The following is a 22,149-nucleotide window of genomic DNA, read 5'->3' as shown; positions in this document are numbered from 1 at the left end:
GTGGTGGTCTCGGGGGTGGGCCCGGGGCTCGGGCGGCAGACGGCGCTCGCCGCCGCGGCGGCCGGGGCCTCGGTCGTGCTGGGCGGACGGTCCGAAGAGGCGCTCGGGAAGGTCGCCGCGGAGGTGCGCGCGACGGGGGCGCGGGTGGCGGAGGCGATCTGCGACGTCACGTCCGACGCCGACTGCGCGGCACTGGTCGAGACGGCGCGGCGCGAGTTCGGCGGGGTCGACTGCGTGGTCAACAACGCGTTCGCCTCGGCGCCGCACGGGACGACGCTGGAGAACTCCGGCCTGGAGCCGTGGCTGGAGACGATGGACGTCACCCTCTTCGGATCGCTGCGGATGACGAAGGCGGCGCTGCCCGAGCTGCGGCGCAGCAAGGGCGCGGTGGTGTTCGTCGGCTCGCAGAGCATGCGGCGGATCAAGGCCGGGCGCGGCCCGTACGCGACGGCCAAGGCGGCGCTGGTGACGGCGGCGCAGGTGCTGGCCAGGGAGGTCGGGCCGTACGGCGTCCGGGTCAACACGATCGTCCCCGGCCGGATGTGGGGGCCGACGCTGCGCGGCTACATCGACGGGCTCGCCGCCGAGCGCGGCACGAGCGCCGAGGCCGAGACGCGGAGCATGGTGGCCGACAACGCGCTGCCCCGGCTGACCAGCGACGAGGAGTGCGCCCGCGTGGTCGTCTTCCTGGCGTCCGACCTGTCGTCGGGGATGACGGGCCAGACCGTCGACGTCAACGCGGGCGAGACGTTCCACTAGGAGGTGGCCGGATGGACGCGGCGAGATTCATCGTGCAGACCGGGCCGGAGAAGTACGAGCTGCGCGAGCGGGCGCTGCCCGAGGTCGGCGCCGACGACGCGCTGCTGGCCGTGGAGGCGTGCGGGATCTGCGGCACCGACGTCGAGGTGTTCGAGGGGCGGACCGCGGCGCGGCTCCCCCTGGTGCCGGGGCACGAGCCGGTCGGCCGGGTGGTGGCGATCGGCGCGGCGGCGCGGGCCCGGTGGCGGCTCGGCGAGGGCGACCGGGTGGCGGTGCACTCCACGCTGACCTGCGGCCGCTGCCGGACGTGCCGCGCCGGGCTCCGCGGCTGCACGGCGCCGGAGTTCGCGGACGGCACCATCTACGGTTTCCGCGGCCCCGACATCGGGCCGGGCCTGTGGGGCGGGTTCTCCACGCACCTGTACCTGGCGCCCGAGGCGATCCTCGTCCCGGTGTCCGGGTCGGTGAGCGTGGCGGCGGCGTCGCTGTTCAACGTCCTGGCGAACGGGGTCGACTGGGCGCTCGACCTGGGCGGCGCACGGTACGGGACGTCGGTGGCGATCCTCGGTCCCGGGCCACGCGGGCTGGCGTCGGTGATCGCGGCGAGCGCGGCGGGCGCCGGGCCGATCGCGGTGACCGGGCTGGCCGCCGACCGCGAGCGCCTCGATCTGGCGCTGGAGCTGGGCGCCGACCACGCGCTGGACGTGACGGACGCGTCCGCCGCCGACGCCGTCCCGGAGGCCCTCGGGCAGGCGCCGGACATCGTCATCGACACCACGCCGGGGTCGCTCGCGTCCGTCACCGACGCCGTCCGCATGGCGGGACGGAAGGGCACGGTCGTCCTGGCCGGGCTGAAGGGCGCCGACGGCCTCGCGCCGTTCCCGGTCGACCTCGCCTGCGCGAAGAGCCTGACGGTGAAGGGCGCCGTGTCGCGGTCGCTGCGCTCGATGGAGCAGGCGATCGCGCTGATCGAGTCGGGCCGGTGGCCGCTGGAGCGGTTCGCCAGCCACGCCTTCTCCCTGGAGAACGCGGAGGACGCGCTCCGCGCCCTCATGTCCGATGGCAAGCCCCTCCACGCGCGAATCGAGCCTGCGGCATGAAGAACCCTCACCCCCAGGTGGAGACGCTGTCGTACGAGGTCACGGTGCGGCGGCTGGCGGACGTGACGGTGCTCGCCGAGGAGCTTGAGTTCCCGGAGGGACCGGTGGCGCTCGGGGACGGCAGCGTCCTCGTCACCGAGATCGCGGGCGGGCGGCTCACCCGCGTCCGTCCGGACGGGGGCAAGGAGGTCGTCGCGGTCACGGGCGGCGGGCCCAACGGCGCGGCCCTCGGACCGGACGGCCTCGTCTACGTCTGTAACAACGGCGGCAAGTGGCCGGACGTCTGGCAAGGCGGCCGGATGGAACGCGTCGACATGGCCAAGGGCACCACCGAGGTCCTGTTCACGCAGTGCGACGGGCGCCCGCTGTCCGGCCCGAACGACATCGTGTTCGACGCCGGGGGCGGCTACTGGTTCACCGACACCGGCAAGATCCAGGGCCGGCGCCGCGACCTCGGCTCGGTGTTCTACGTGTCGCCGGACGGCGAGATCAGCGAGGCGATCCATCCGGCGGAGACGCCCAACGGGATCGGGCTGTCGCCCGGCGACGGGCGGCTCTACTACGCCGAGACGTCCACGGCCCGGCTCATCGGACGCGACGTCCCGGTGCCCGGCAAGCTGGACGACGCGCCGCCCCGCGACCCGTCCACCCTGACCGGACAGCTCCCCGAACTGGCCTACTTCGACTCGCTGGCGGTGGACGCGGCGGGCAACGTCTGCGTGGGGACGCTGATCCAGGGCGGTGTCACCGTCATCTCCCCGGACGGCGCGCACGTGACGAAGTACCTGCTGCCGGACGAGCTGTCCGACCGGATGGTCACCAACATCTGCTTCGGCGGCCCGGACATGTCGACGGCCTACCTCACGCTGGCCGAGCACGGGCGGCTGGTGAGCTGTCCGTGGCCGGAGCCCGGCCTGCCGCTGCACTTCCAGCAGGGCGTGCGATGAGGACGCGGGTGAAGCCGTTCACGATCGACGTCCCCCAGGACGTGCTGGACGATCTGCGGTGGCGGCTGGAGCGCGTCCGTCCGGCGGGCGAGGTGGCGGACGCCGGCTGGGAGTACGGGACGAGCGGCCGCTACCTGCGCGAGCTGGTCGCGTACTGGCGCGACGGCTTCGACTGGCGCGCCGCCGAGGCGAGGCTGAACGCGCTCCCCAACAAGTGGGCCGACCTGGGCGAGCTGGGCGTCCACGTCGTCGCCCGGCACGGGACGGGCCCCGACCCGCTGCCGATCGTGCTGATCCACGGCTGGCCCAGCGGCTACCTGGAGATGACGAGGCTGATCCCGCTGCTCGCCGACCCGGGCACGCACGGCGGCGACCCGTCCGACGCGTTCCATGTCATCGTCCCGTCGCTGCCGGGCTTCGGGTTCTCCGACGCGCCACGCGAACGGGGCTTCGGGTACGCGCGGATGGCGGAGACGCTGTCTCGGCTGGTCACCGACGGTTTCGGCCATCGACGGTACGGCCTGCACGTCACGGGACTCGGCGCGTACATCGGCGGGCGGATGGCGTTCGCCGACCCCGGCGCCGTGGCGGGCCTGCACACGCACGATCCGGTGCTGCTGCCGTCGCCGTCGTTCGATCCGCCGTTCGGGCCCGCCACGTCCGCCGAGGTGAAGTTCCTCGCCCGGTCGCGGTCGTGGAGCGCCGAGGAGGGCGCGTACGGCGCGGTGCACCGGACGAAGCCGTCCAGCCTGGCGCACGCGCTCAACGACTCGCCGGCGGGACTGCTCTCCTGGCTGCTGGACAAGCACCGGACGTGGAGCGACTGCGACGGCGACATCGAGCGCCGCTATTCCAAGGACGATCTGCTCACCGGGACCACCTTGTACTGGGCGACCGGCAGCATCGGCTCGTCCATCCGCGTGTACTACGAGCGGGTGCGCGCCGACCCGCCGATCGCGCCGGGCACCCGCCTTCCGGTCCCGACGGGCGTGGCGATGCCGCCTGTGCTGCCGGGCACGCCGCCGCGCCAGGCGCCCCGGGAGATGGTCGAGCGCACCCATGACGTCCGGCACTGGGCCGATCTGCCTGCGGGCGGGCATTTCGCGTCCTGGGAGGAGCCGGAGGCGGTCGCGCAAAGCATCCGCACGTTCTTCCGCCCACTCCGCTGACCGCGGGTCAGCGGAGGGCGTCGTCGATCTCGACGCCGAGCCGGGCGGCGAGTGCGGCCAGGTCGGCGCGGACGGCCCCGGCGAGGGGCACCCCGGCCTCGCGGCGCTCCCGTTCGCGCTCGGTCTCCTTCTCGCCGGGCAGCCACACGCGGTCGACGCCCGGACGCCGCGGCGCCGTCCGGATCTCGGCGCCGATGCGGTCGACGCGCCGCGCGAACTCCGCGGGGTCGGTGAACGCGCCGACGTCGATCGCGCCCAGGACGGCGGTGTTGCCGCCCGGCTCGTCCGGACGGTGGCCGGTGAGCTGCGCGTCCGACAGCCAGCCGCCGAGCACGCCGGTCAGCAGCGAGACGCAGAGCGCCAGGCCGTACCCCTTGTATCCGGCGACCGGCAGGAGCGTCCCGCCGCCGAGCACCGCGGCGGGGTCGGTCGTCGGGCGGCCGTCGCCGTCGAGGAAGGCGCCCTCGGGCAGCGCCTCGCCGCGCTGCGCCGCGACCAGGACGCGTCCCCAGGTCGACACGCTCATCGCCGAGTCGTACACCACCGGAGGGTCGCCGGGGAACGCGAACGACAGCGGGTTGTTGCCGACCATCGGCACCGACGCGCCGGTCGGCGCGATCAGCGCCAGAACGTTCGTCGCGGAGAAGCCGATCATGCCGTGCTCGGCGGCCGTCATGCTGTAGTCGGCGGCGGCCCCGAAATGGTTGATGTTGCGGACGACGACCAGCCCCATGCCGGACGCGGCCGCCTTCTCCATCGCCAGCTCCATGGCCGCGGACGCGCCCACGGCGCCGAGCCCGTTCCCGCCGTCCAGCAGCGCGGTCGCGGGATGGTCCCGGACGATCTCGATCTGGGGGTCGGCGGCGATCCCGCCCGCCTCGATCCGCTCCACGTACGCGCTCAGCCGGATGAGGCCGTGCGTCTCGACGCCGCGCAGGTCGGCGGTGACCAGGTTCCGCGCCACCCGGGCCGCGCCCGCGTCCGGGACGCCGACGCGCCGCAGGATCCGTGTCGCGGCGTCGATCAGCGTCCCGGCCGGGAAAGTCTGCGATGTCGTGGTCACGGAGCCGTCCTCTCCCGGCAGACATTGCGGAGCGTGCCGATTCCGTCGATCTCGACCTCCATGACGTCGCCGTCGCGCAGCAGGCGCGGCGGGGTGCTCGCCGCGCCCACGCCGGGCGGCGTTCCGGTGGCGATGACGTCGCCGGGCCGCAGGGTGAACGCCCTGCTGAGCCGCGCGATCAGCGCCCGCACCGGGAAGATCATGTCAGCGGTGCCCGCCTCCTGCCGCACCTCGCCGGAGACCCTGCACCGGACGGTCAGGGCCTGCGGATCGGGAATCTCGTCGGCCGTGACCAGCCACGGGCCCATGGGGCAGAAGGTGTCCAGGGACTTGGCGCGGACCCACTGGCCGTCGTCGCGCTGCAGGTCCCGCGCGGACACGTCGTTGAGGCAGGTGTAGCCGAGGACGTGGTCGAGCGCGTCCCGCTCGGACACGCGGCGCGCCTTCGTGCCGATGACGACGGCGAGCTCGGCCTCGTAGTCGACCTGCGAGGTGACCGCCGGGTCCCATTCGACGACGTCGCCGTGGGCGGCGAGCGAGCTGGGGAACTTGGCGAACACGACGGGCTCCTTGGGGACGTCCAGGCCGCCCTCCGCCGCGTGCTCGGCGTAGTTGAGCCCGATCGCGACGATCTTCTGCGGCGCCCGCACCGGCGGCAGGAACCGCAGCTCCGCCGCGTCGGCCTCCGGCAGGTCGGGCCACGCGACCGCCAGCCAGGCCACGTCATCGGGCGAGGTCACGGCGGTCGGGAGGCCGGAGTCCGGCGGGACGATCCGGACGCGGCCGGTCCCGTCCTCGCCCCGTCCGGCGACGGCGAGCGTGTCGGCACCGTTCAGGCGGATGGCGGCGAGCCTCATCGTCACTCCATGATCGGGGCGGTCAGAGCCCTTCAACCATCGCAGCCGCAGCGCTACCAGTCAACCAACCGACTGGTAGATTATGTGGCCGTTCAGGGTGAGCCGGACGGCGTCGGCGGCCGGGTCCGCCAGCGCCGCCCGGAGCGGGCCGTGCAGCAGGACCAGGTCGGCCGGGCCGCCCGGACGCAGCCGCCGCGGAGCCCCGCCCGGTTGCTCGGGAGGGGCGAGGCAAGCCTCCAGGGCGCGGCGCGGCGGCAGCCGCTCGGCCGGGTTGAGCGTCCGGCCGGACGCGGCGGCGATGATCGCCCACGGGTCGAGCGGCCCGTACGGGGCGTCGGACGACAGGGCCACCGGGATGCCCGCCGCGATGAGCGACCGGCAGCGGTAAAGGTCGGGATGCTCGTCCGCCGGGACGTCGCGCGCGTAGTCGCCGCCCCGGTCGGTGAGGAAGCCCGGCTGGGTGACGACCGCCAGGCCGAGGTCCGCGATCTCGCCGATCAGCTCTCGCGGGACGAGCGCGGCATGCTCGATCCGGTCGCCGGGGACGGACCCCGCCTCCCGCAGCGCGACTAGCAGGAGGACGAGCGCCTCACGGGTGACGGCGTGGACGGCGACCGGTCGTCCCGCCGCGTGCGCCCGCCGGATCCGCCCGGTGAGATCGTCCAGCGCGGGCAGCCCGGAGTCGGCCAGCACGATCTTCCACGGACCGCCCGAGCGGGCCGTGAGCGGGGCGCCGAGCAGGTGGACGCGTTGCGGCAGCGTCCCGTCCCGCACGTCGGCCGCGATCGCCGCGACCGCCTCCGGGCTCAGGCCGGGCGTGGCGTCGGTCACCGCGGTGATGCCGAGCCGGGCGAGGTCGCGGCCGACGTCCGCCAGCCCCGGCGGCGCGCCGGGCGGGAGCCGGGACCGCAGCCAGTCGTCGGCCCGCCAGATCCGTCCGGTCGGCGCTCCGGCGGCGTCGCGCTCGATCCCGGGGTGGTCGGTCTCATCCAGGCGGACGGCCTGCGCGGCGCGGGTGTTGAGCATCCACATCGCGCCGCTGCGGTGCTGGACGCGGACCGGATGCCGGGCGCACAGCCCGTCGAGGGCGGCGCCGGTGAGGTCGCCCGCGACCGACTCGTGGTAGCCGACGCCGCGGATCCAGCCGTCCCCGCCCGGGGACGCGGCGGCGAGCGCGCCGGCCAGCTCCGCTCGGCTCGTCACGTCCGGCGGGCCGCAGCGGACGGAGCGCCGCGCCGCCGCCAGCGCGTGCAGGTGCAGATGGTGATCGACCAGGCCGGGCAGCAGCGCACCGCCCCCGCATTCGACGACCTCCTCCCCGGCCTCGCGCGGCACGGACGCTGCGATCTCGGCGATGCGCCCGTCCCGGACCCGGACGTCGGCGCGGCGGCCGTCCAGGAGTTCCGCGTCGCGCAGCAGCAGCCTTCCGGTCATGGGACGGGGATCCGCAGTTCGCGCAGGACCTCGGCGGTGTGCTCGCCGCTGCGGGCTGCGCGTCCGGCGGGTGCCCGGTGCCGGGGCGGCGCGACCGGGACCGGGCCGCCGCCCGTGTCGACGACCCAGCCGTCACCGCTGCGGCGTGCCGCCGCGGACGGCGACGGGCTGGGATCGAGCGTGGCGGCGACGACGCCGGTCATGGAGATGTCATGCAACGAGCCGGTTCCGCCGGGCGGCCGGGTGAGGGCGCGGGCCGCCGCGGTGAGCCCGGTGAGCGGGTCGGCGATGGCGTCGCCGCAGAACAGCGGGGCGCCGCCGGGCTCGCGGGCGACGAGCCCGGCGCCCGCTGCGATGTCGTCCCCGAACCCGACCCGGTCGGCGGCGCGGCCCGCGGCGGTGATGGAGATCCAGGTCGTCCCGGCGGCGGCGGAGGCGTGCGCGTCCAGGCCGAAGCGGGCCAGGGCCCGGGGCCTGGACGCCTCGATCACGACATCGGCCTTCTCGACCAGGGCCCGCAGCGCACGGCGGCCGGACCGCTCGCCGGGATCGAGCACGACCGACCTGTGCCCCGCGTGCAGGAGCCGGTAGAAGCCGGGATGCCCGCGGCGGGCGCCGTCCGGACGCGCCGGGGTCTCCACCTTCACCACCCGGGCGCCGGCGAGGCCGAGCAGGTGCGCGCACAGCGGGCCCGCCCACAGCGCGCTGAAGTCCACGACCAGCAGCCCGTCGACAGGGCGTCCCCGCGCAGGCGGCGGCATCGCTTCGCCGGACGGCGCCGCCGAAGCGACCGGCCCCGCTGCCAGACCGAGGAGCCCGGCGCGTTCGGCCAGCTCCGCGCCCGTGTGCGTGCGCAGCCACGCTTCGACCGGCGGCCACACGTCGCCGTCCGGCAGTTCGGCGCCGATGAGCGCGCCCAGCAGCATCGGATCGTCCGGGCGCACGCACGACACCGCCGCCCACCCGTCGGCGGTCGGCAGCAGCCGGCAGCCGCCCCCGGCCGACACCCGCCCGCGCCGCGAGGCCCCGGTGAACGCGGCCCGTTCGGCGAGCAGCGCGGCCCCGTCCACCCGGACCGCGCCGCCGGTCAGCTCGGCGACGCGCGCCGCCAGGACCCGCGCGTGCGTCGCGGCCCGGCCGGGCGGGACCAGCGGCGGGCCGTCCGGCCGCCCGGTCAGCGCGACGGCCCCGCTCGCGGCCCAGTCGGCCGCCGAATCGGACTCGGTCATGGTCTACTGAGCCTATGGTTCCGGTGCCGATGACCGACCCGGCGGGGCTGGCAGCGGGCGCCGCGAGCCTCCCCCTGATCGACGCCTCCGGCGGCCTTGAGACGCCGCTGCTCGCCGTCGATCTGCGTCGCGGAGCCGTCCCGGAGCACGTCCTCGGCGACGCGATCGAACGCGCCCGCGACGGCGACCGGCTGCTGGTCGGCGTGACCGGCCGCGCGGCCCTGGCCCCGGCCGCACGCGCCCTCGCCGAAGCCCTCGACCTCACGCTGATCGAGGGCGAGACGCAGGACGACGCGTCGCTCGTCCCGGTGCCGGACGCGGAGGCCGCGCTCGCGGACGTCGCCGCCGCCGTGTCCGCGCACCCCCAGGCCGCGCTCGTGCTGGCGCGCCTGCTCCGCATCACCCCGGCCCTCCCCGTGCGGGCCGCCCTGGACGCCGAGTCGTTCGCCTACTCCACGCTGCTCGGCGGCGCGGAGTTCGCCCGGTGGCTCGGCGCGCGCGACCCGCGTCCCGAGGCGCCGCCCGTCCCCGACCCGGTCCTGCTCGCCCGCGACGGCGACCGGCTCACGGTGACGCTGAACCTGCCGGCGCGCCGCAACGCGCTCGGACGGCGGCTCCGCGCCGCGATGATCGACGCGCTCGAACTGGCGCTCCTGGACGACACCGTGAAGCGGGTCGTCCTCGAAGGCGCCGGGCCGGTGTTCTCCTCCGGCGGCGATCTGGCCGAATTCGGCACCGCGCCGGACCCGTCCACCGCGCATCTCGTCCGGACGTCCGCGAGCCCGGGCCTGCTCGTCCATCGGCTCGGCGAGCGCGCCGAGGTGCGGGTGCGGGGGGCGTGCGCGGGCGCGGGGGTGGAGATCCCCGCGTTCGCGGCCACGGTCCGGGCCGCGCCGGGCACCACCTTCCGGCTGCCGGAGATCGGGATGGGGCTCGTCCCGGGAGCGGGCGGGACGGTCAGCATCCCCCGCCGGATCGGCCGCTGGCGCACCCTGCATCTCGCCCTGACCGGAGCGCCGCTCGACACCCCGACCGCCCTTGCCTGGGGCCTCGTCGACGCGGTCGCCTGAATCACCACACGGCCGGTGGCGGACGGCGACCGGCTCTGACAATATTCTTCTAGTTCACTAGTCAATAATCTGACTGTCGGGGGACGGGCACATGCATCCATTCCGAGCCGCCGCCGAGGCCGGCGACCACGAGGCGATCGAGGCCCTGCTCGCCGACGACGTCGTGTTCACCAGCCCGGTCGCGTACAAGCCGTATCCCGGCAAGGCGATCACGGCGGCGATCCTGCGCGCCGTCCTGCGGGTGTTCTCCGGCATCCGCTACGTCCGGGAGATCGGCGGCGCGGACGGCCGCGACCACGCGCTGCTCTTCGAGGCGAAGGTCGGCGACCTGGAGCTCACCGGCTGCGACTTCCTCCGGCTGAACGACGACGGCCTGATCGAGGACCTGACGGTCATGGTCCGCCCGCTGTCGGCGGCCAACGCCCTCGCGGCGGCGATGGCCGCGGAGTTCGAGCGGGTCGAGCGCGAGGCCGCCGCCGGCTGACCCGGTCCCGCGCGGGTTCGGGTTAACGGGCGGTGAAGATGTTTCGCGCATCGGACGTAGTGATCGGTTTCCCTTAGTAGGCTCGCCGCGGGCAGTCGCAGGTCAGGAGAGGAACCGGATCATTGAGCGTGATCAACGTCGGGCAGGCCATCGTTCTCGGGATCGTGGAGGGCCTGACCGAGTTCCTCCCGGTGTCCTCGACCGGGCATCTGAAGATCGCCGAGGGGCTGATGGGCATCCCGGTCGAGGACGACGCCGTGGTCGGGTTCACCGCCGTCATCCAGGCCGGGGCGATCGCGGCCGTCCTCGTGTACTTCTTCACCGACATCCTCCGCATCGCGAAGGCGTGGGGGCGCGGCATCGTCAAGCCGTCCGAGCGGTACCACCACGACTACAAGTTCGGCTGGTGGGTCATCTTCGCGACGCTGCCCGTCGTGGCCGTCGGCGTCGCCGCGGACGACCTCATCCACGGCCCGCTCGCCTCGCTGTGGGTGGTCGCCGGGTCGCTGATCGGCGGCAGCGTCGTGATGTGGCTCGCCGACCGGTACGGACGCCACAAGCGCGGCGAGGATGACACGTCCCTCACCGACGCGATGCTGATCGGCTCCTCGCAGATCCTCGCGATGCTGTTCCCCGGGTTCTCCCGGTCGGGCGCGACCATGTCGACCGGGCTGCTGCTCGGCCTCGACCGGGTCGCCGCGACCCGGCTGTCGTTCTTCATGGGCATCCCCGCGCTGACCGGCGCCGGGATCTACGAGCTGCCCGGCGCGATGGGGACGGGAGCGGGCACACTGCCGCTGGTCGTCGGCACCGTCGTGTCGTTCCTCGTCGCGTACGCGTCCATCGCCTGGCTGCTGCGGTTCGTGCAGCGGCACACCTTCACGTCGTTCGTGGTCTACCGGGTCGCGATCGGCCTGCTCCTGTTCGGCCTCCTCGGCACGGGGACGCTGGACGCCTGAGCGCCGCACGGCAGAGCGGAAGCGACGTCGCCAAACGGGGGCGGCGGCTCGCCTGACCGGACGGCGCTCGACACGGGTCAGCCTCCGGCGTGGGCCTTCTTCAGCGCGGCGATGTCGAGCTTGCCGTGGGTCGCCAGCATCGCCTGGGTGGCGCGCCCCGCCTTCTCCGGGTCGGGGTCGCTCATCAGCTCGTAGAGCACCTTCGGGACGATCTGCCAGGACAGGCCGAACCTGTCCTTAAGCCAGCCGCAGGGAGCCTCCTGGCCGCCCTCGACGAGCCGGTTCCAGTAGTAGTCGACCTCGGCCTGGTCGTCGCAGTGGACCATGAAGGAGACCGCCTCGTTGAACGTGAACTCGGGGCCGCCGTTCAGGCCGACGAACTTCTGCCCGTTGACCTCCCACTCGACCGTCATCACCGAGCCCGGCTCGCCCGGGCCGCCTTCGCCGGACCGCGTGACCTCGCCCAGCGCGGAGTTCTTGAAGATCGAGACGTAGTGGTTCGCCGCCTCCTCGGCCTGCCCGTCGAACCACAGGCACGTCGTCAGTTTCTCGTCCGCCATCGGTACCTCCCTGTTGTCGTTCGCTTCGGCAATGCAGACCGGCCGCGTTCTGGAAACTCATCGGTCGGAGGGCCGCTGAACCCGGACGGCGGCGGGGCCGTACCCCTGGGGCGACCCACCCGACACCGGACGCCGCCCTGGGCCGCGGCGGGCGTCCCCGCCGCGCGAGGAGCACATCCGTGTCATCGGACGCGATCGATCCGGGAGTCCTGCGCCGGAACGCGCACAGCCCGTCCTTCTTCGCCCTCCAGCGCGCCTCGTCCGGGCGGCGGGACCTGGTCGACTTCTGCATCCCGTGCAACCCCTACTTCCCGACGCCCGGGATGTTCTCCCAGCTCGCGGGCGCGATGGAGCAGATCCTGAAGTACTACCCGAGCGACGCCGACACGATCGCCGGGGAGCTGTGCGACACGCTCGGGCACAACCCGCAGACGGTGGTGATGGGCAACGGGTCGACGGAGCTGATCACCTGGATCGACCATCTGCTGGTCCGGGAGAGCCTCGCCACGCCGATCCCGACGTTCGGGCGGTGGACGGACCAGCCGCTGGAGACCGGCAAGCGCGTCGACATGTTCCAGCTCCACGAGATGCGCGGGTTCGAGCTCGACGTGGACGCGTTCGTCCACTTCATCCGGATGCGCGGCGCGCGGGCGGCCGTCGTCTGCAACCCGAACAACCCCGACGGCGGCTACGTCCCGCGGCGCGAGGTCGTCCGGCTGCTGGACCTCCTCATCGACCTGGACCTCGTCGTGGTGGACGAGTCGTTCCTCGACTTCGTGGACGCCGAGCCGCACACCAGCGTCGCCGACGAGGCCCGGATCCGCCCCAACGTGATCGTCCTGAAGAGCCTCGGAAAGAACTTCGGGCTGCACGGCGTCCGGTTCGGCTACATGGTCGCGAACCCGGCGCTGGCGCGGACGGTCCGGGCGGCGCTGCCGAAATGGAACCTGAACTCCTTCGCGGAGGTCGTGGTGTTCCTGCTGCGCGAGCACGCCGCCGAGTACCGGGAGAGCCTGCGGCTGCTGGCCCGCGACCGGCTGCTGATGTCGCAGCAGCTCGCGGGCCTGCCGGGGCTGAAGGTGTTCCCGTCCCAGGGCAACTTCGTCATGGTCAAGCTGCCGGACGGCAAGGACGGCGTCGCGCTGCGCGACCATCTGATGGGCCGCCACGGGGTGTTCGTCCGGGAGTGCGGCAACAAGCTGGGGTCGTCGAGCCAGTTCGTGCGGCTGGTCGTCCGGCCGGAGAAGGACGTGCAGCGGCTGCTGATCGGGCTCGGCTCCTTCCTTTACGGAACCGCGTCCGAGGAGCCGCCCGACAACGTCGTCTCCCCCGGCCACGGCTGGGGTGAGGCCACCGCCCCAGGCGGGGAGGCGGGCAGGGAGGCGGGGGCGACGGCGGCGAACCATTTCGCCGGGGCGCCGCCGCACCGCGAGCCCGTCCCGCGTGAGGACTTCAGGACCGCGATCTGAGGACCGCGGCCCGACGTGGTGGGCGTCAGGTGTTCCGGCGGGCGCGGGCCCGGCGCTTGCCCTCGTGCATGGCCTGGACGCGCGCGATCGGGATCGTGTGGCCCTCCGCGACCAGATCGTCGGGGAGCCGCTGCGGCGGCGGCATCGCCTCGCCCCACGGGTCGCGGTCGCCTAGCAGGCCCACCGCGTTCCGGACGGTGAAGTCGCGCGGCGTGACGCCGTCGAGCTCGTCCCACGGGACCGGGAACGAGACCGTCGCGCCGGGGCGGATGCGCGGGCTGTAGGCGGCCACGACGGTCGCCCCGGCGGCGCGGGTCGAGTCGAGGAACACCTTTCCGGCGCGGTCCTCCCGGATGAAGGCCGTCGTGGCGAGCTCGGGATCGAGGCGTTCGGCGCGGGCGGCCAGCGCCCGGGTCGCGGCGGCGACGTCGTCGGCGAGCCCGCCGTCCAGCGGCACGAACACGTGGACGCCCTTCGCACCGCTCGTCTTGACCGCGCCTTGCAGGCCGCAGTCGTCCATCGCGCGGCGCACCAGGTGGGCGGCCCCGACGACGGCGTCGAACCCGCCGCCCTCGGGCGGGTCGAGGTCGATCACGAGATGGGTGGGACGGTCCCACGCGTCCGCGAGGACGAGCGGCGGGTGGTACTCGACGGCGCGCTGGTTCGCGAACCACAGCAGCGTCCGGCGGTCGTCGCACAGCGCATAGGAGACCTGGCGCTGGGACGTCTCCGCCCACACCGTTACCGTCCGGACCCACGACGGCGTGTACTTCGGGGTGTTCTTCTGCATGAACGGTTCCTGGCCCGGCCGCACGCGCTTGACCGACAGCGGCCGCCCGGCGAGCTGCGGGACGAGGCGTCCGGCGACCGCGTCCAGGTAGTCGACCAGGTCGCGTTTGGTGGCGTCCGCCCCGTCGAACAGCGGCTGGTCGAGGTTCGTCAGCCGTACCCCGTCGCGTTCCTCTTCAGCGCTCACCCGCCCAGCTTCGCACGCCCGTGCGTCAAAACCACAGGGGCGTCAGAGGGTCTGGTCGAGTGCGAGGTCGGCGGCGCGGCGCAGGGCGCGGAGGTCGGCGGCGCTGACGTTCGGGGTCGAGCAGGCCGCCGAGGCGATGACGTTGCCCTTCCGCGCGTTGACCACGGCCCAGGAGTCCTTGGTGCGTCCGTCGCAGCTCTCCTCGCCCACGCGGGTGCTCGACGTGGGGCCGCTGAAGCAGCCGAAGTCGGTGCCTCCGTTCAGGGCGTGGCGGGCCCATTCGACGCCGGTCTCGGGGTCGTCCGGCTTGTAGAGGTTGAGCTGGATCTGGAGGTGTTCTTCGGCGGGAACCGGGCGGTCCCGAACGCGCACAGCCGCCATTCCCCGTACTGGTCCTTGTTCCCTTGCGGGATGCGCTTGCCGTTCGCGGCCCCCATGTCGCTCAGGACCTTCTTGCCGTCGCCGGAGTCGTACAGCTTGCAGGTGTCCGGGAAGGAGGTGGCGGTGACCTCTGATTTCAGGAGCTGCCGTCCCACCAGGACGCCTCCGACGGCGATCGCCGCCACGACGGGCAGCGCGATGGCCGGGACGAGCCACGGCCACACGCGCCGCTTGCGCGGCCACGCCGAAGGAAGCGTCGGCGCCGGCGGTGCCACCGGACCAGGCGGCGGCACGGGCATGAACGCGGCGTTCTGGCCGGTCAGCCTCGCGACCAGCTCGGACGCGGCCGGACGGTGCGCCGGGTCCTTGGCCAGGCAGGAGCGGACGACGTCGCGCAGCCGCCAGTCCAGGCCGGACAGATCGGGTTCCTCGCTCAGGATCTGGTGGAAGAGGGCCTGCATCCCGTCCCGCGCGAACGCGGGGCGGCCGGTCGCGGCGAACACCATCACCGCGCCCCACGCGAACACGTCGGCCGCCGCCGTGACGGGACGTCCCTCGATCTGCTCGGGCGCCATGTACGCGGGCGTCCCGATCGGCCCCTTCGTCAGCGACGAGGTCATGTCCAGGGCGCGGGCGATCCCGAAGTCGATGATGCGCGGCCCGTCCGGGCCGAGCAGCACGTTGTGCGGTTTGAAGTCGCGGTGGACGATCCCGGCCGCGTGGACGGTCGCCAGCGCGGACGCCGTGTCGACGGCCAGCCGCTCCAGGGCCGCGCCCCGCCGCGGGCCCTCGGTCCTCACCGCGTCCTGCAGGGACGGCCCGTCCACGTATTCGGTGACCACATAGGCGACGGTCTGTTCGAGCCGCACGTCAACGATCCGCACTGTGCAGGACGGCGCGACCCTGCGGGCCGCCTCGACCTCCCGCTCCATCCGCCGCAGCGCGTCCCGGTCCAGCCCGCGCAGCACCTTGACCGCGACCCGCTCCCCGGAGGGGTTGCCGCCGAGGTACACGACCCCCTGCCCGCCCTCTCCGAGCCTGCCCAGCAGCTCCCACGGGCCGACGTGGCTGGGATCGCCGGGCTCCAACGGCGTTGCGGACATCCGACTCCTTCACGGCGGGACGCTGGACGATCTCCCCTTTTACCGCATTCCACACCGAGTGGGGCACGCTTATACGGTGAACGCTCATGTGACGAGTCCCCTGTTCGTCGGGCGCGTCCGGGAGTCGGCCGCGCTGGACGAGGCGTACCGCGCCGCGCGGGACGGGTCGCCGTCCGCGGTGCTGCTGGGCGGTGAGGCGGGCGTCGGGAAGACGCGGCTGGTCGGCGAGTTCGGGGCGCGGGCCCGGGCGGACGGGTCGCGGGTCCTCGTCGGCGGCTGCCTGGAGCTCGGCACCGAGGGGCTGCCGTTCGCGCCGTTCACGGCGGCGCTGCGCGGGCTCGTCCGGGAGATCGGCGTGGACGGCGTCCGGGACCTGCTCCCGCTCGGCGCGGGCGCGGAGCTCGGACGGCTGCTGCCCGACTTCGGCGACGCCGACGCCGACGCCTTCACCGGCGAGGCCAGGGCCCGGCTGTTCGAGCTGGTGCTCACGCTGCTGGAGCGGCTCGCCGCGGACGCGCCGGTCGTTCTCGTCGTCGAGGACGCGCACTGGGCCGACACGTCCACGCGGGACCTGCTGACGTTCCTCGTCCGCAACCTCGGCGCGGGCGCCGCGCTGCTGGTCCTCACCACGTACCGGACGGACGAGCTGCACCGCACCCATCCGCTGCGGCCGCTGCTCAGCGAGCTGGAACGGGTGGAGCGGGTGCGGCGCGTCGAGGTCGCGCGGCTCGGCCGGGACGAGGTCGGCGAGCTGGTCCGGGGCATCCTCGGCGCGGCCGGTACCGCCGGCGTCGCGGCGGAGATCTTCGCGCGCAGCGACGGCAACCCGCTGTTCGCGGAGGCGCTGCTCGGCTCGCGCGACGACCCCGAGCTGCCGGAGTCGCTGCGGGACCTGCTGCTCGGCGCCGTCCACCGGCTGCCGGAGGAGACCCAGGAGATTCTGCGCGTCGCGGCGGGCGGCGGCGCGCGGATCGAGCACGAGCTGCTCGCCGCGGTCGCCGGCGTGGACGAGCGGGCGCTGACCCGCGGGCTGCGCCCGGCCGTCGCGTCCAACACCCTGGTCGTGGACGGCGACGGGTACGCGTTCCGGCACGCGCTGATCCGCGAGGCCGTCCACGACGACCTGCTGCCCGGCGAGCGGACGCGGCTGCACGTCCGGTACGCGGAGGTGCTGGAGGCGCGCCCGGAGCTGATGCCCGCCCGGCAGCGGATGATCACGCTCGCGCACCACTGGCACGCGGCGCACGACGCCGCCAGCGCGCTGGCCGCCGCGTGGCGGGCGGCCGGCGAGACGCACAAGGCGCTCGCCTACGCCGAGTCGCTGCGGATGGCGTCGCGCGTCCTGGACCTGTGGGACCGGGTGCCGGACGCGGCCGAGCGCATCGGCGTCCCGCACGCCAAGGTCATCGAGAAGGCCGTCACGCTCGCCGACCTCGCCGGGGAGCCCGACATCGGGATCAGGCTCGCCACGGCCGCCCTGGCGGAGACTCGCACCGACGCCGCGCACGCCGACCCCATGCGGACGGCCCGCCTCTACGAGCGGCGCGGCCTGATGGCCATGCGGCTCGGCCGGGACGAGGCGATCGACGATCTCCGCGAGGCGGCCCGGCTCGCGCCCGCCGACCCGCCGAGCCGGACCCGCGCCCGCGTCCTCGCGACGCTCGCCTACCAGATCCACGCGCTGCCCGGCATGCGGGACGAGGCGCACGCCGCCGCCCAGGAGGCCCTGTCGGTCGCGCGGGCCGTGGGCGACGTACCGGTGGAGATCCACCTCGACCTTTGGTTCGCGTGGGACGACCTGGTCCGCGACGGCGGCGTGGAGGCTTTCCTCGCGCGCGTCGAGCGGGCGGCCGGCCAGGCCGAGGAGGCCCGCGCGTTCGAGCCGCTGCTGCGGGCGCTCACCAACCGGTCGGACGTCCTGGAGATGGCCGGGCGGTCGGCGGAGGCCACCGAGGTCGCCGCGCTCGGCGCGGCGAAGGCCGACGAGTACGGGCTCGCCCGGACGACCGGGACGTTCCTCGCGTTCAACACCGCCGAGCCGCTGATCTCCCTCGGCCGCTGGGACGAGGCGCTCGCCGTCATCGACCGGGCCCTCGCGCAGGACCCGCCCGCGCTCATCCGGGGCAGCCTGAACTTCCTCGCCGGCGGCATCGCGGCGGACCGCGGCGACCTGGACGCGGCGGAGCGGGCGGCCCGGGCGGCCCGGCGGCGGATCCCGCACGGCGCCGCCCGCCGCGCCCAGGACCTGTTCCCCGTCTGCCGCCTCGACGCGCTGATCGCCCTCGGACGCGGCCGCCCGGCGGACGCCCTGGCGGCGCTCGGGCCCGTCCTCGACGATCGCGGCCTGCCCGACGAGTCCCGCTACGTCCTCCCAGGACTCGTCGTCGCGGCCACCGCCTGCGCCGACCTCGGCGACCCGGGCCCGCTCGCCGCGGTCCGGGCCCGCGCCGACGGGATCCGCGTGTACGGGCCCGTCCAGGAGGCGCACCGGCTGACGTTCCTCGCGGAGGCGGCCCGCGCCGAGGGCGTCCTCGACCCGGACGCGTGGGACGCGGCGGTGAAGGCGTGGGACGCCCTCGCCCGGCCGTATCCGCTCGCGCTGGCGCTGGCCCGCGCGGCCGAGGCGTCCGCCGGCCACGACCGGGACGGCGCCGCCGCACGGCTGCGGCGCGCCGCCGCGATCGCCGGTGATCTGGGAGCCGTCCCGCTCCGCGAGCGCGTCGAGCTGCTGGCCCGGCGCGCCCGCGTCGACCTGGGCGGCGCGCCCTCGCCCCGTCCGGGCCTGGGCCTGACCCCGCGCGAGGCGGAGGTGCTGCGGCTGGTCGCCGAGGGCCGCAGCAACCGCGACATCGCCGAGGCCCTGTTCATCTCCGCCAAGACGGCGAGCGTGCACGTGTCCAACATCCTGGCGAAACTGGGCGTCTCCACCCGCACGGAGGCGGCGGCCACGGCCCACCGCCTGCGCCTGTTCGACTGACGGCCGGTCAGCGGGGGCGCCAGGGGGATTCCGGGGAGGTCTGACGGGCGTCGGCGGCCACCTGGAGGGCGTAGGTCGGGCGTTCGGCGGCGTCGAGCGGGCCGAGGTAGGCGTGGCCCGTCAGATGGCACCAGGCGGGCAGGTCGATGGGGGCCGCCGGGTCGGTGGCGATCAGATGGACGACGGTGCCGGGGGCCAGACCGGCGATGTGGCCGCGCAGCTCCAGGAGGAGCCGCACGCAGGAGCGGTCGCCGCCGTCGATCACGACTGGGTCCGAGCTCATTCCCTCTCTCCCGGTCAGGTTCTTCGCGAACCTAGCAGTGACTCGGGCGAAATTTAGAACTAAGGCACGACATAGCGGTCAAAGCAGGGTGGCGCGGGCGAGCGCGCCGGGTTCGGGTCCCGCCTGGGCGACGACGAAGCCGTCCGGGGTGCGGATGCTGGAGTGCCCGGCGGCCGGGTCGTAGCCGCCGCCGGCCGGGCCCGCGAAGCTTGCGAAGGCGACCCAGACGCCGTGGGCGGTCGCGGCGCGGTGGGCGCGCTCCTCCACGACGGCGGGATCGTCGTCGCACACCCCGGCGAGATAGGCGTCGATGCCGAGTGCTGCGGTGTCGGCGAGGTGTTGCGGAACGCCCGTGTCCTTGCAGATGGCCAATCCGAAGCGGCGCCCGTCGACGGTGATGACGGCCGGTTCTTTGCCGGGCTTGAAGCGTTCGGGCTCGGCGCCACCCAGATTGATCTTCCTGTAGGCGACGGTGACGCCGCCGGAGTCGATGCGGAGCATCGCGATGTGCGAATCGACCGGGGCGCCCGCCAGGGCGACGGCGTCCGTCTCCGCACAGGCGTCGACCAGGGGCGTCAGGCGCGGGTCGGCGGGCTCGAGGTTCTCAGCGTCCAGTTCGTATCCGCTCAGGGAAAGCTCAGGAAAGAGGACCATCCTGGACCGTGCGGCGCGGATCGTCCTGGTGTGCGCGGCGACGTTGGCCTCGACGTCGCCGGGCGTACAGGGCGGCTGGGCCGCGGCCAGAGTCAGCGGCACGGGCATGCGGGCCTCCTAAAGCGACAAATCAGGATCAATCAACGATGAACGGGATCGTCGGCGATATGGGTGATCGACGTCCTAGACTTGACCGCTTCTTTCAGGTTCCGTCCAGGTTCGGGGCTTACAGTCGCAGTGAGGTACCCCCCGCTGTCATCCAGGTGAGGAATTCGACTTTGGGGCGGACCATGGATCTCGGAGTGGCGCGAGTGGAGATCACGGATACCTGCGGAACGCTGACGTTCCCGGACGAGGTGGACGTGAGCAACGGGGAGGCGATCCTCGAGCAGGCCATGCGACTCCTCGACTCCGGGACGCCGGCCCTGATCCTCGACCTGACCGGCTGCACGTTCTGCGACTCCAACGGGCTGAACGTGATCACGCGCTCGCAGGTGCGGGCCACCGAGCTGGGCGTGCCGATGTGGGTGGTGCTGCCGTCGCGCGGCATCGTCCGCCGGGTGTCGGACGTGGCGGGCCTGCAGCGCCGCGTCGCCATCGCACCGGACGTGACGACCGCCCGCGAGGCGCTCGCGGCGTCCGCGCACACCTGAGTGGCACGTTCCACCACGGCGTCGCCGCTCTCCTGAAGCCCGCCGTGCGGCGGCAGGCGATCTCTTTGCATGATCTTGTGATGGCGCTGATGGCCGAGACTTGCGGACGGGGCATGGATGCCTAGGACCGACGGCGCCGGAGAGCTGGAGCAGGAGCGCGCACATGCAGGTGAAGCTGGAGGCGGAGCTCGGCCGCATTCCGATCCTTGAGGTGTCGCCGGTGGTGGGGTGCGGCCGGTGGCCGGCCAAGGCGGTGGTGGGTGAGACGGTCGAGGTGTCGGCGACGGTGTTTCGTGAGGGGCATGAGCGGCTGGGTGCGGCGGTGGTGTTGCGGACGCCGGACGGCCAGGAGCTGCCGGGTGTGCGGATGAGCGAGGTGGGCGCGGGTCTGGATCGGTGGTCGGCGCAGGTGACGCCGACGGAGATGGGGTCGTGGTCGTTTCGGGTGGAGGCGTGGGGTGATCCGATCGCGCATTGGTGGCATGACGCGCAGATCAAGGTGCCGCGCGGTCAGGACGTCGAGCTCATGCTCGCCGAGGGCGCGGCGCTGTTCACCCGTGCGGCCGAGGCCGTGCCCGGTAAGGACCGGCCGACGGTGGAGCGGCTCGCCAAACGCCTCGGGGACGAGACCGTCCCGGTCACCGACCGGATGGAGGCCGTGGACGACCCGGACGTCGAGGACGTTCTGGTGCGTCATCCGTTGCGGGACCTGCTGACCGTCAGCGACTGGTACCCCCTGACCGTCCACCGCCAACGCGCCCTGTACGGCGCCTGGTACGAATTCTTCCCCCGCTCCGAAGGCGCCACCCACGATCCCCTGGGCCGCCGCGGCCCCACCTCCGGCACCCTGCGCACCGCGATGAAGCGGCTGCCCGCCATCGCCGAGATGGGCTTCGACGTCATCTACCTGCCCCCCATCCACCCCATCGGCACCACCTTCCGGAAAGGCCCCAACAACACCCTGGACGCCGGCCCCTACGACCCCGGCTCCCCCTGGGCCATCGGCTCCCCCCACGGCGGCCACGACACCATCCACCCCGACCTGGGCACCCTCGACGACTTCGACGCCTTCGTCGACCACGCCGCATCCTGCGGCCTAGAGGTGGCCCTGGACCTGGCGCTGCAGTGCTCCCCCGACCACCCCTGGGTGCACCAGCACCCCGACTGGTTCACCACCCGCACCGACGGCACCATCGCCTACGCCGAAAACCCGCCCAAGAAATACCAGGACATCTACCCCCTCAACTTCGACCACGACCCCGACGGCCTCTACACCGAAATCCGGCGGGTGGTGCGGCACTGGATGAACCACGGCGTGCGGATCTTCCGCGTCGACAACCCCCACACCAAACCCATCGCCTTCTGGGAACGCCTCCTGGCCGACATCAACACCACCGACCCCGACGTGCTCTTCCTCGCCGAAGCCTTCACCCGCCCCGCCATCATGCACACCCTCGCCAAAATCGGATTCCACCAGTCCTACACCTACTTCACCTGGCGCAACTCCCCCGACGACCTCCGCACCTACTTCCAAGAACTCACCGGCCCCGCCGCCGACTACATGCGCCCCAACTGCTTCACCAACACCCCCGACATCCTCAACCAATACCTCCAGCACGGCGGCCGCCCCGCCTTCGAAATCCGCGCCATCCTCGCCGCGCTGCTGTCGCCCACCTGGGGCATCTACGCCGGCTACGAACTCTGCGAGAACACCCCCGTGCGGCCGGGCAGCGAGGAATACCGCGACTCGGAGAAATACCAGTACCGCCCCCGCGACTGGGACACCGCCACCCGCACCGGCACCACCCTCGCACCATTGATCACCCGGCTGAACACCCTCCGCAACACCCACCCCGCCCTCCAGCAACTACGCAACCTGCACTTCCACCACATCGACCAACCCGAACTCCTCGCCTTCTCCAAACGCCACCTCGACGACACCGTCCTGGCCATCGTCAACCTCAACCCCCACCACCCCCGCGCCTGCCTCTTTTACACATTTCCGAGTCCCCGAGCACCCCA

21 protein-coding genes are annotated in these 22,149 nt (G+C 73.6%); 11 read left to right on the top strand and 10 right to left on the bottom strand.

Annotated elements, in window-relative coordinates; genetic code table 11:
* The 4 genes from E1287_RS32975 to E1287_RS32960 all read left to right on the top strand — a co-directional run.
* On the top strand, positions 1–759 hold a 759-nt coding region (locus E1287_RS32975; protein WP_131969194.1), incomplete at its 5' end, for an SDR family oxidoreductase.
* A gap of 11 nt (positions 760–770) precedes the next feature.
* Positions 771–1,859: an alcohol dehydrogenase catalytic domain-containing protein gene (locus E1287_RS32970; protein ID WP_131969193.1), complete on the top strand. Its 1,089-nt coding sequence runs from the start codon at positions 771–773 to the stop codon at positions 1,857–1,859.
* Entirely contained in the window at positions 1,856–2,806 is a 951-nt protein-coding gene (locus tag E1287_RS32965) for an SMP-30/gluconolactonase/LRE family protein (RefSeq protein ID WP_131969192.1), read from the top strand. Before E1287_RS32970 ends, E1287_RS32965 begins: the two co-directional genes overlap by 4 nt.
* An 8-nt stretch (positions 2,807–2,814) precedes the next feature.
* Positions 2,815–3,975: an epoxide hydrolase gene (locus E1287_RS32960; RefSeq protein WP_165969313.1), complete on the top strand. Its 1,161-nt coding sequence runs from the start codon at positions 2,815–2,817 to the stop codon at positions 3,973–3,975.
* A 7-nt stretch (positions 3,976–3,982) separates the two neighbouring features.
* On the opposite strand, the gene E1287_RS32955 is transcribed toward E1287_RS32960, so the two are convergent.
* From E1287_RS32955 to E1287_RS32940, 4 genes are read right to left on the bottom strand one after another with little or no spacing between them, the layout of a single operon-like run.
* Complete coding sequence (locus E1287_RS32955) at positions 3,983–5,038, bottom strand: Ldh family oxidoreductase (protein ID WP_165969312.1); 1,056 nt, start codon at positions 5,036–5,038, stop codon at positions 3,983–3,985.
* Positions 5,035–5,895: a fumarylacetoacetate hydrolase family protein gene (locus E1287_RS32950; protein ID WP_131969189.1), complete on the bottom strand. Its 861-nt coding sequence runs from the start codon at positions 5,893–5,895 to the stop codon at positions 5,035–5,037. Before E1287_RS32950 ends, E1287_RS32955 begins: the two co-directional genes overlap by 4 nt.
* Positions 5,896–5,955: 60 nt before the next feature.
* The gene (locus E1287_RS32945) at positions 5,956–7,329 is read right to left on the bottom strand and encodes an amidohydrolase family protein (RefSeq protein ID WP_131969188.1); all 1,374 of its coding nucleotides are present in this window, start codon (positions 7,327–7,329) and stop codon (positions 5,956–5,958) included.
* A complete protein-coding gene (locus E1287_RS32940; protein WP_131969187.1) occupies positions 7,326–8,558 on the bottom strand; it encodes a CoA transferase in 1,233 nt (410 codons plus the stop codon). The genes E1287_RS32945 and E1287_RS32940 overlap by 4 nt, the downstream gene beginning before the upstream one ends.
* A gap of 29 nt (positions 8,559–8,587) precedes the next feature.
* Here E1287_RS32940 and E1287_RS32935 point away from each other — a divergent pair, with 29 nt between their 5' ends.
* The 3 genes from E1287_RS32935 (at position 8,588) to E1287_RS32925 (ending at position 11,071) form a co-directional block, all read left to right on the top strand.
* Entirely contained in the window at positions 8,588–9,628 is a 1,041-nt protein-coding gene (locus E1287_RS32935; RefSeq protein ID WP_131969186.1) for an enoyl-CoA hydratase/isomerase family protein, read from the top strand.
* A 91-nt stretch (positions 9,629–9,719) separates the two neighbouring features.
* Complete coding sequence (locus E1287_RS32930; protein WP_131969185.1) at positions 9,720–10,112, top strand: nuclear transport factor 2 family protein; 393 nt, start codon at positions 9,720–9,722, stop codon at positions 10,110–10,112.
* 128 nt (positions 10,113–10,240) lie between these two features.
* Entirely contained in the window at positions 10,241–11,071 is an 831-nt protein-coding gene (locus E1287_RS32925; protein WP_243719590.1) for an undecaprenyl-diphosphate phosphatase, read from the top strand.
* A 77-nt stretch (positions 11,072–11,148) separates the two neighbouring features.
* Here E1287_RS32925 and E1287_RS32920 read toward each other — a convergent pair whose 3' ends face one another.
* Positions 11,149–11,631 (bottom strand): VOC family protein, encoded by a 483-nt coding sequence (locus E1287_RS32920; RefSeq protein WP_131969183.1) that lies wholly within the window; start codon positions 11,629–11,631, stop codon positions 11,149–11,151.
* A gap of 179 nt (positions 11,632–11,810) precedes the next feature.
* Between E1287_RS32920 and E1287_RS32915 the strand changes: the two genes are divergently transcribed.
* Positions 11,811–13,100, top strand: a complete 1,290-nt coding sequence (locus E1287_RS32915) for an aminotransferase class I/II-fold pyridoxal phosphate-dependent enzyme (RefSeq protein WP_131969182.1) — start codon at positions 11,811–11,813, stop codon at positions 13,098–13,100.
* A 25-nt stretch (positions 13,101–13,125) separates the two neighbouring features.
* Here E1287_RS32915 and E1287_RS32910 read toward each other — a convergent pair whose 3' ends face one another.
* Genes E1287_RS32910 through E1287_RS32905 form a run of 3 tightly spaced genes read right to left on the bottom strand, consistent with a single transcriptional unit; the run spans position 13,126 to position 15,560 of the window.
* A complete protein-coding gene (locus E1287_RS32910) occupies positions 13,126–14,076 on the bottom strand; it encodes an ATP-dependent DNA ligase (protein WP_131969181.1) in 951 nt (316 codons plus the stop codon).
* 42 nt (positions 14,077–14,118) lie between these two features.
* Entirely contained in the window at positions 14,119–14,286 is a 168-nt protein-coding gene (locus E1287_RS44145) for a hypothetical protein (RefSeq protein WP_165969311.1), read from the bottom strand.
* A 50-nt stretch (positions 14,287–14,336) separates the two neighbouring features.
* A complete protein-coding gene (locus E1287_RS32905; protein ID WP_131969180.1) occupies positions 14,337–15,560 on the bottom strand; it encodes a serine/threonine-protein kinase in 1,224 nt (407 codons plus the stop codon).
* An 88-nt stretch (positions 15,561–15,648) separates the two neighbouring features.
* On the opposite strand from E1287_RS32905, the gene E1287_RS46455 reads away from it, so the two are divergent.
* Positions 15,649–18,537: a helix-turn-helix transcriptional regulator gene (locus tag E1287_RS46455; protein ID WP_131969179.1), complete on the top strand. Its 2,889-nt coding sequence runs from the start codon at positions 15,649–15,651 to the stop codon at positions 18,535–18,537.
* 7 nt (positions 18,538–18,544) lie between these two features.
* Here E1287_RS46455 and E1287_RS32895 read toward each other — a convergent pair whose 3' ends face one another.
* Positions 18,545–18,820: a sulfurtransferase TusA family protein gene (locus tag E1287_RS32895; protein ID WP_131969178.1), complete on the bottom strand. Its 276-nt coding sequence runs from the start codon at positions 18,818–18,820 to the stop codon at positions 18,545–18,547.
* A gap of 78 nt (positions 18,821–18,898) precedes the next feature.
* Positions 18,899–19,582, bottom strand: a complete 684-nt coding sequence (locus E1287_RS32890) for a carbon-nitrogen hydrolase family protein (RefSeq protein WP_131969177.1) — start codon at positions 19,580–19,582, stop codon at positions 18,899–18,901.
* Positions 19,583–19,785: 203 nt separating this feature from the next.
* Here E1287_RS32890 and E1287_RS32885 point away from each other — a divergent pair, with 203 nt between their 5' ends.
* A complete protein-coding gene (locus tag E1287_RS32885; protein WP_131969176.1) occupies positions 19,786–20,127 on the top strand; it encodes an STAS domain-containing protein in 342 nt (113 codons plus the stop codon).
* Between the two features lie 163 nt (positions 20,128–20,290).
* The coding region (locus E1287_RS32880) for an alpha-1,4-glucan--maltose-1-phosphate maltosyltransferase (RefSeq protein ID WP_131969175.1) at positions 20,291–22,149 on the top strand (1,859 nt) is incomplete at its 3' end.

Source organism: Actinomadura sp. KC06 (genome assembly GCF_004348735.1).
Taxonomy (GTDB): Bacteria; Actinomycetota; Actinomycetes; order Streptosporangiales; family Streptosporangiaceae; genus Spirillospora.
Note: the sequence above shows the minus strand (reverse complement) of the source record. Positions and strands in the feature narration are given on the sequence as shown.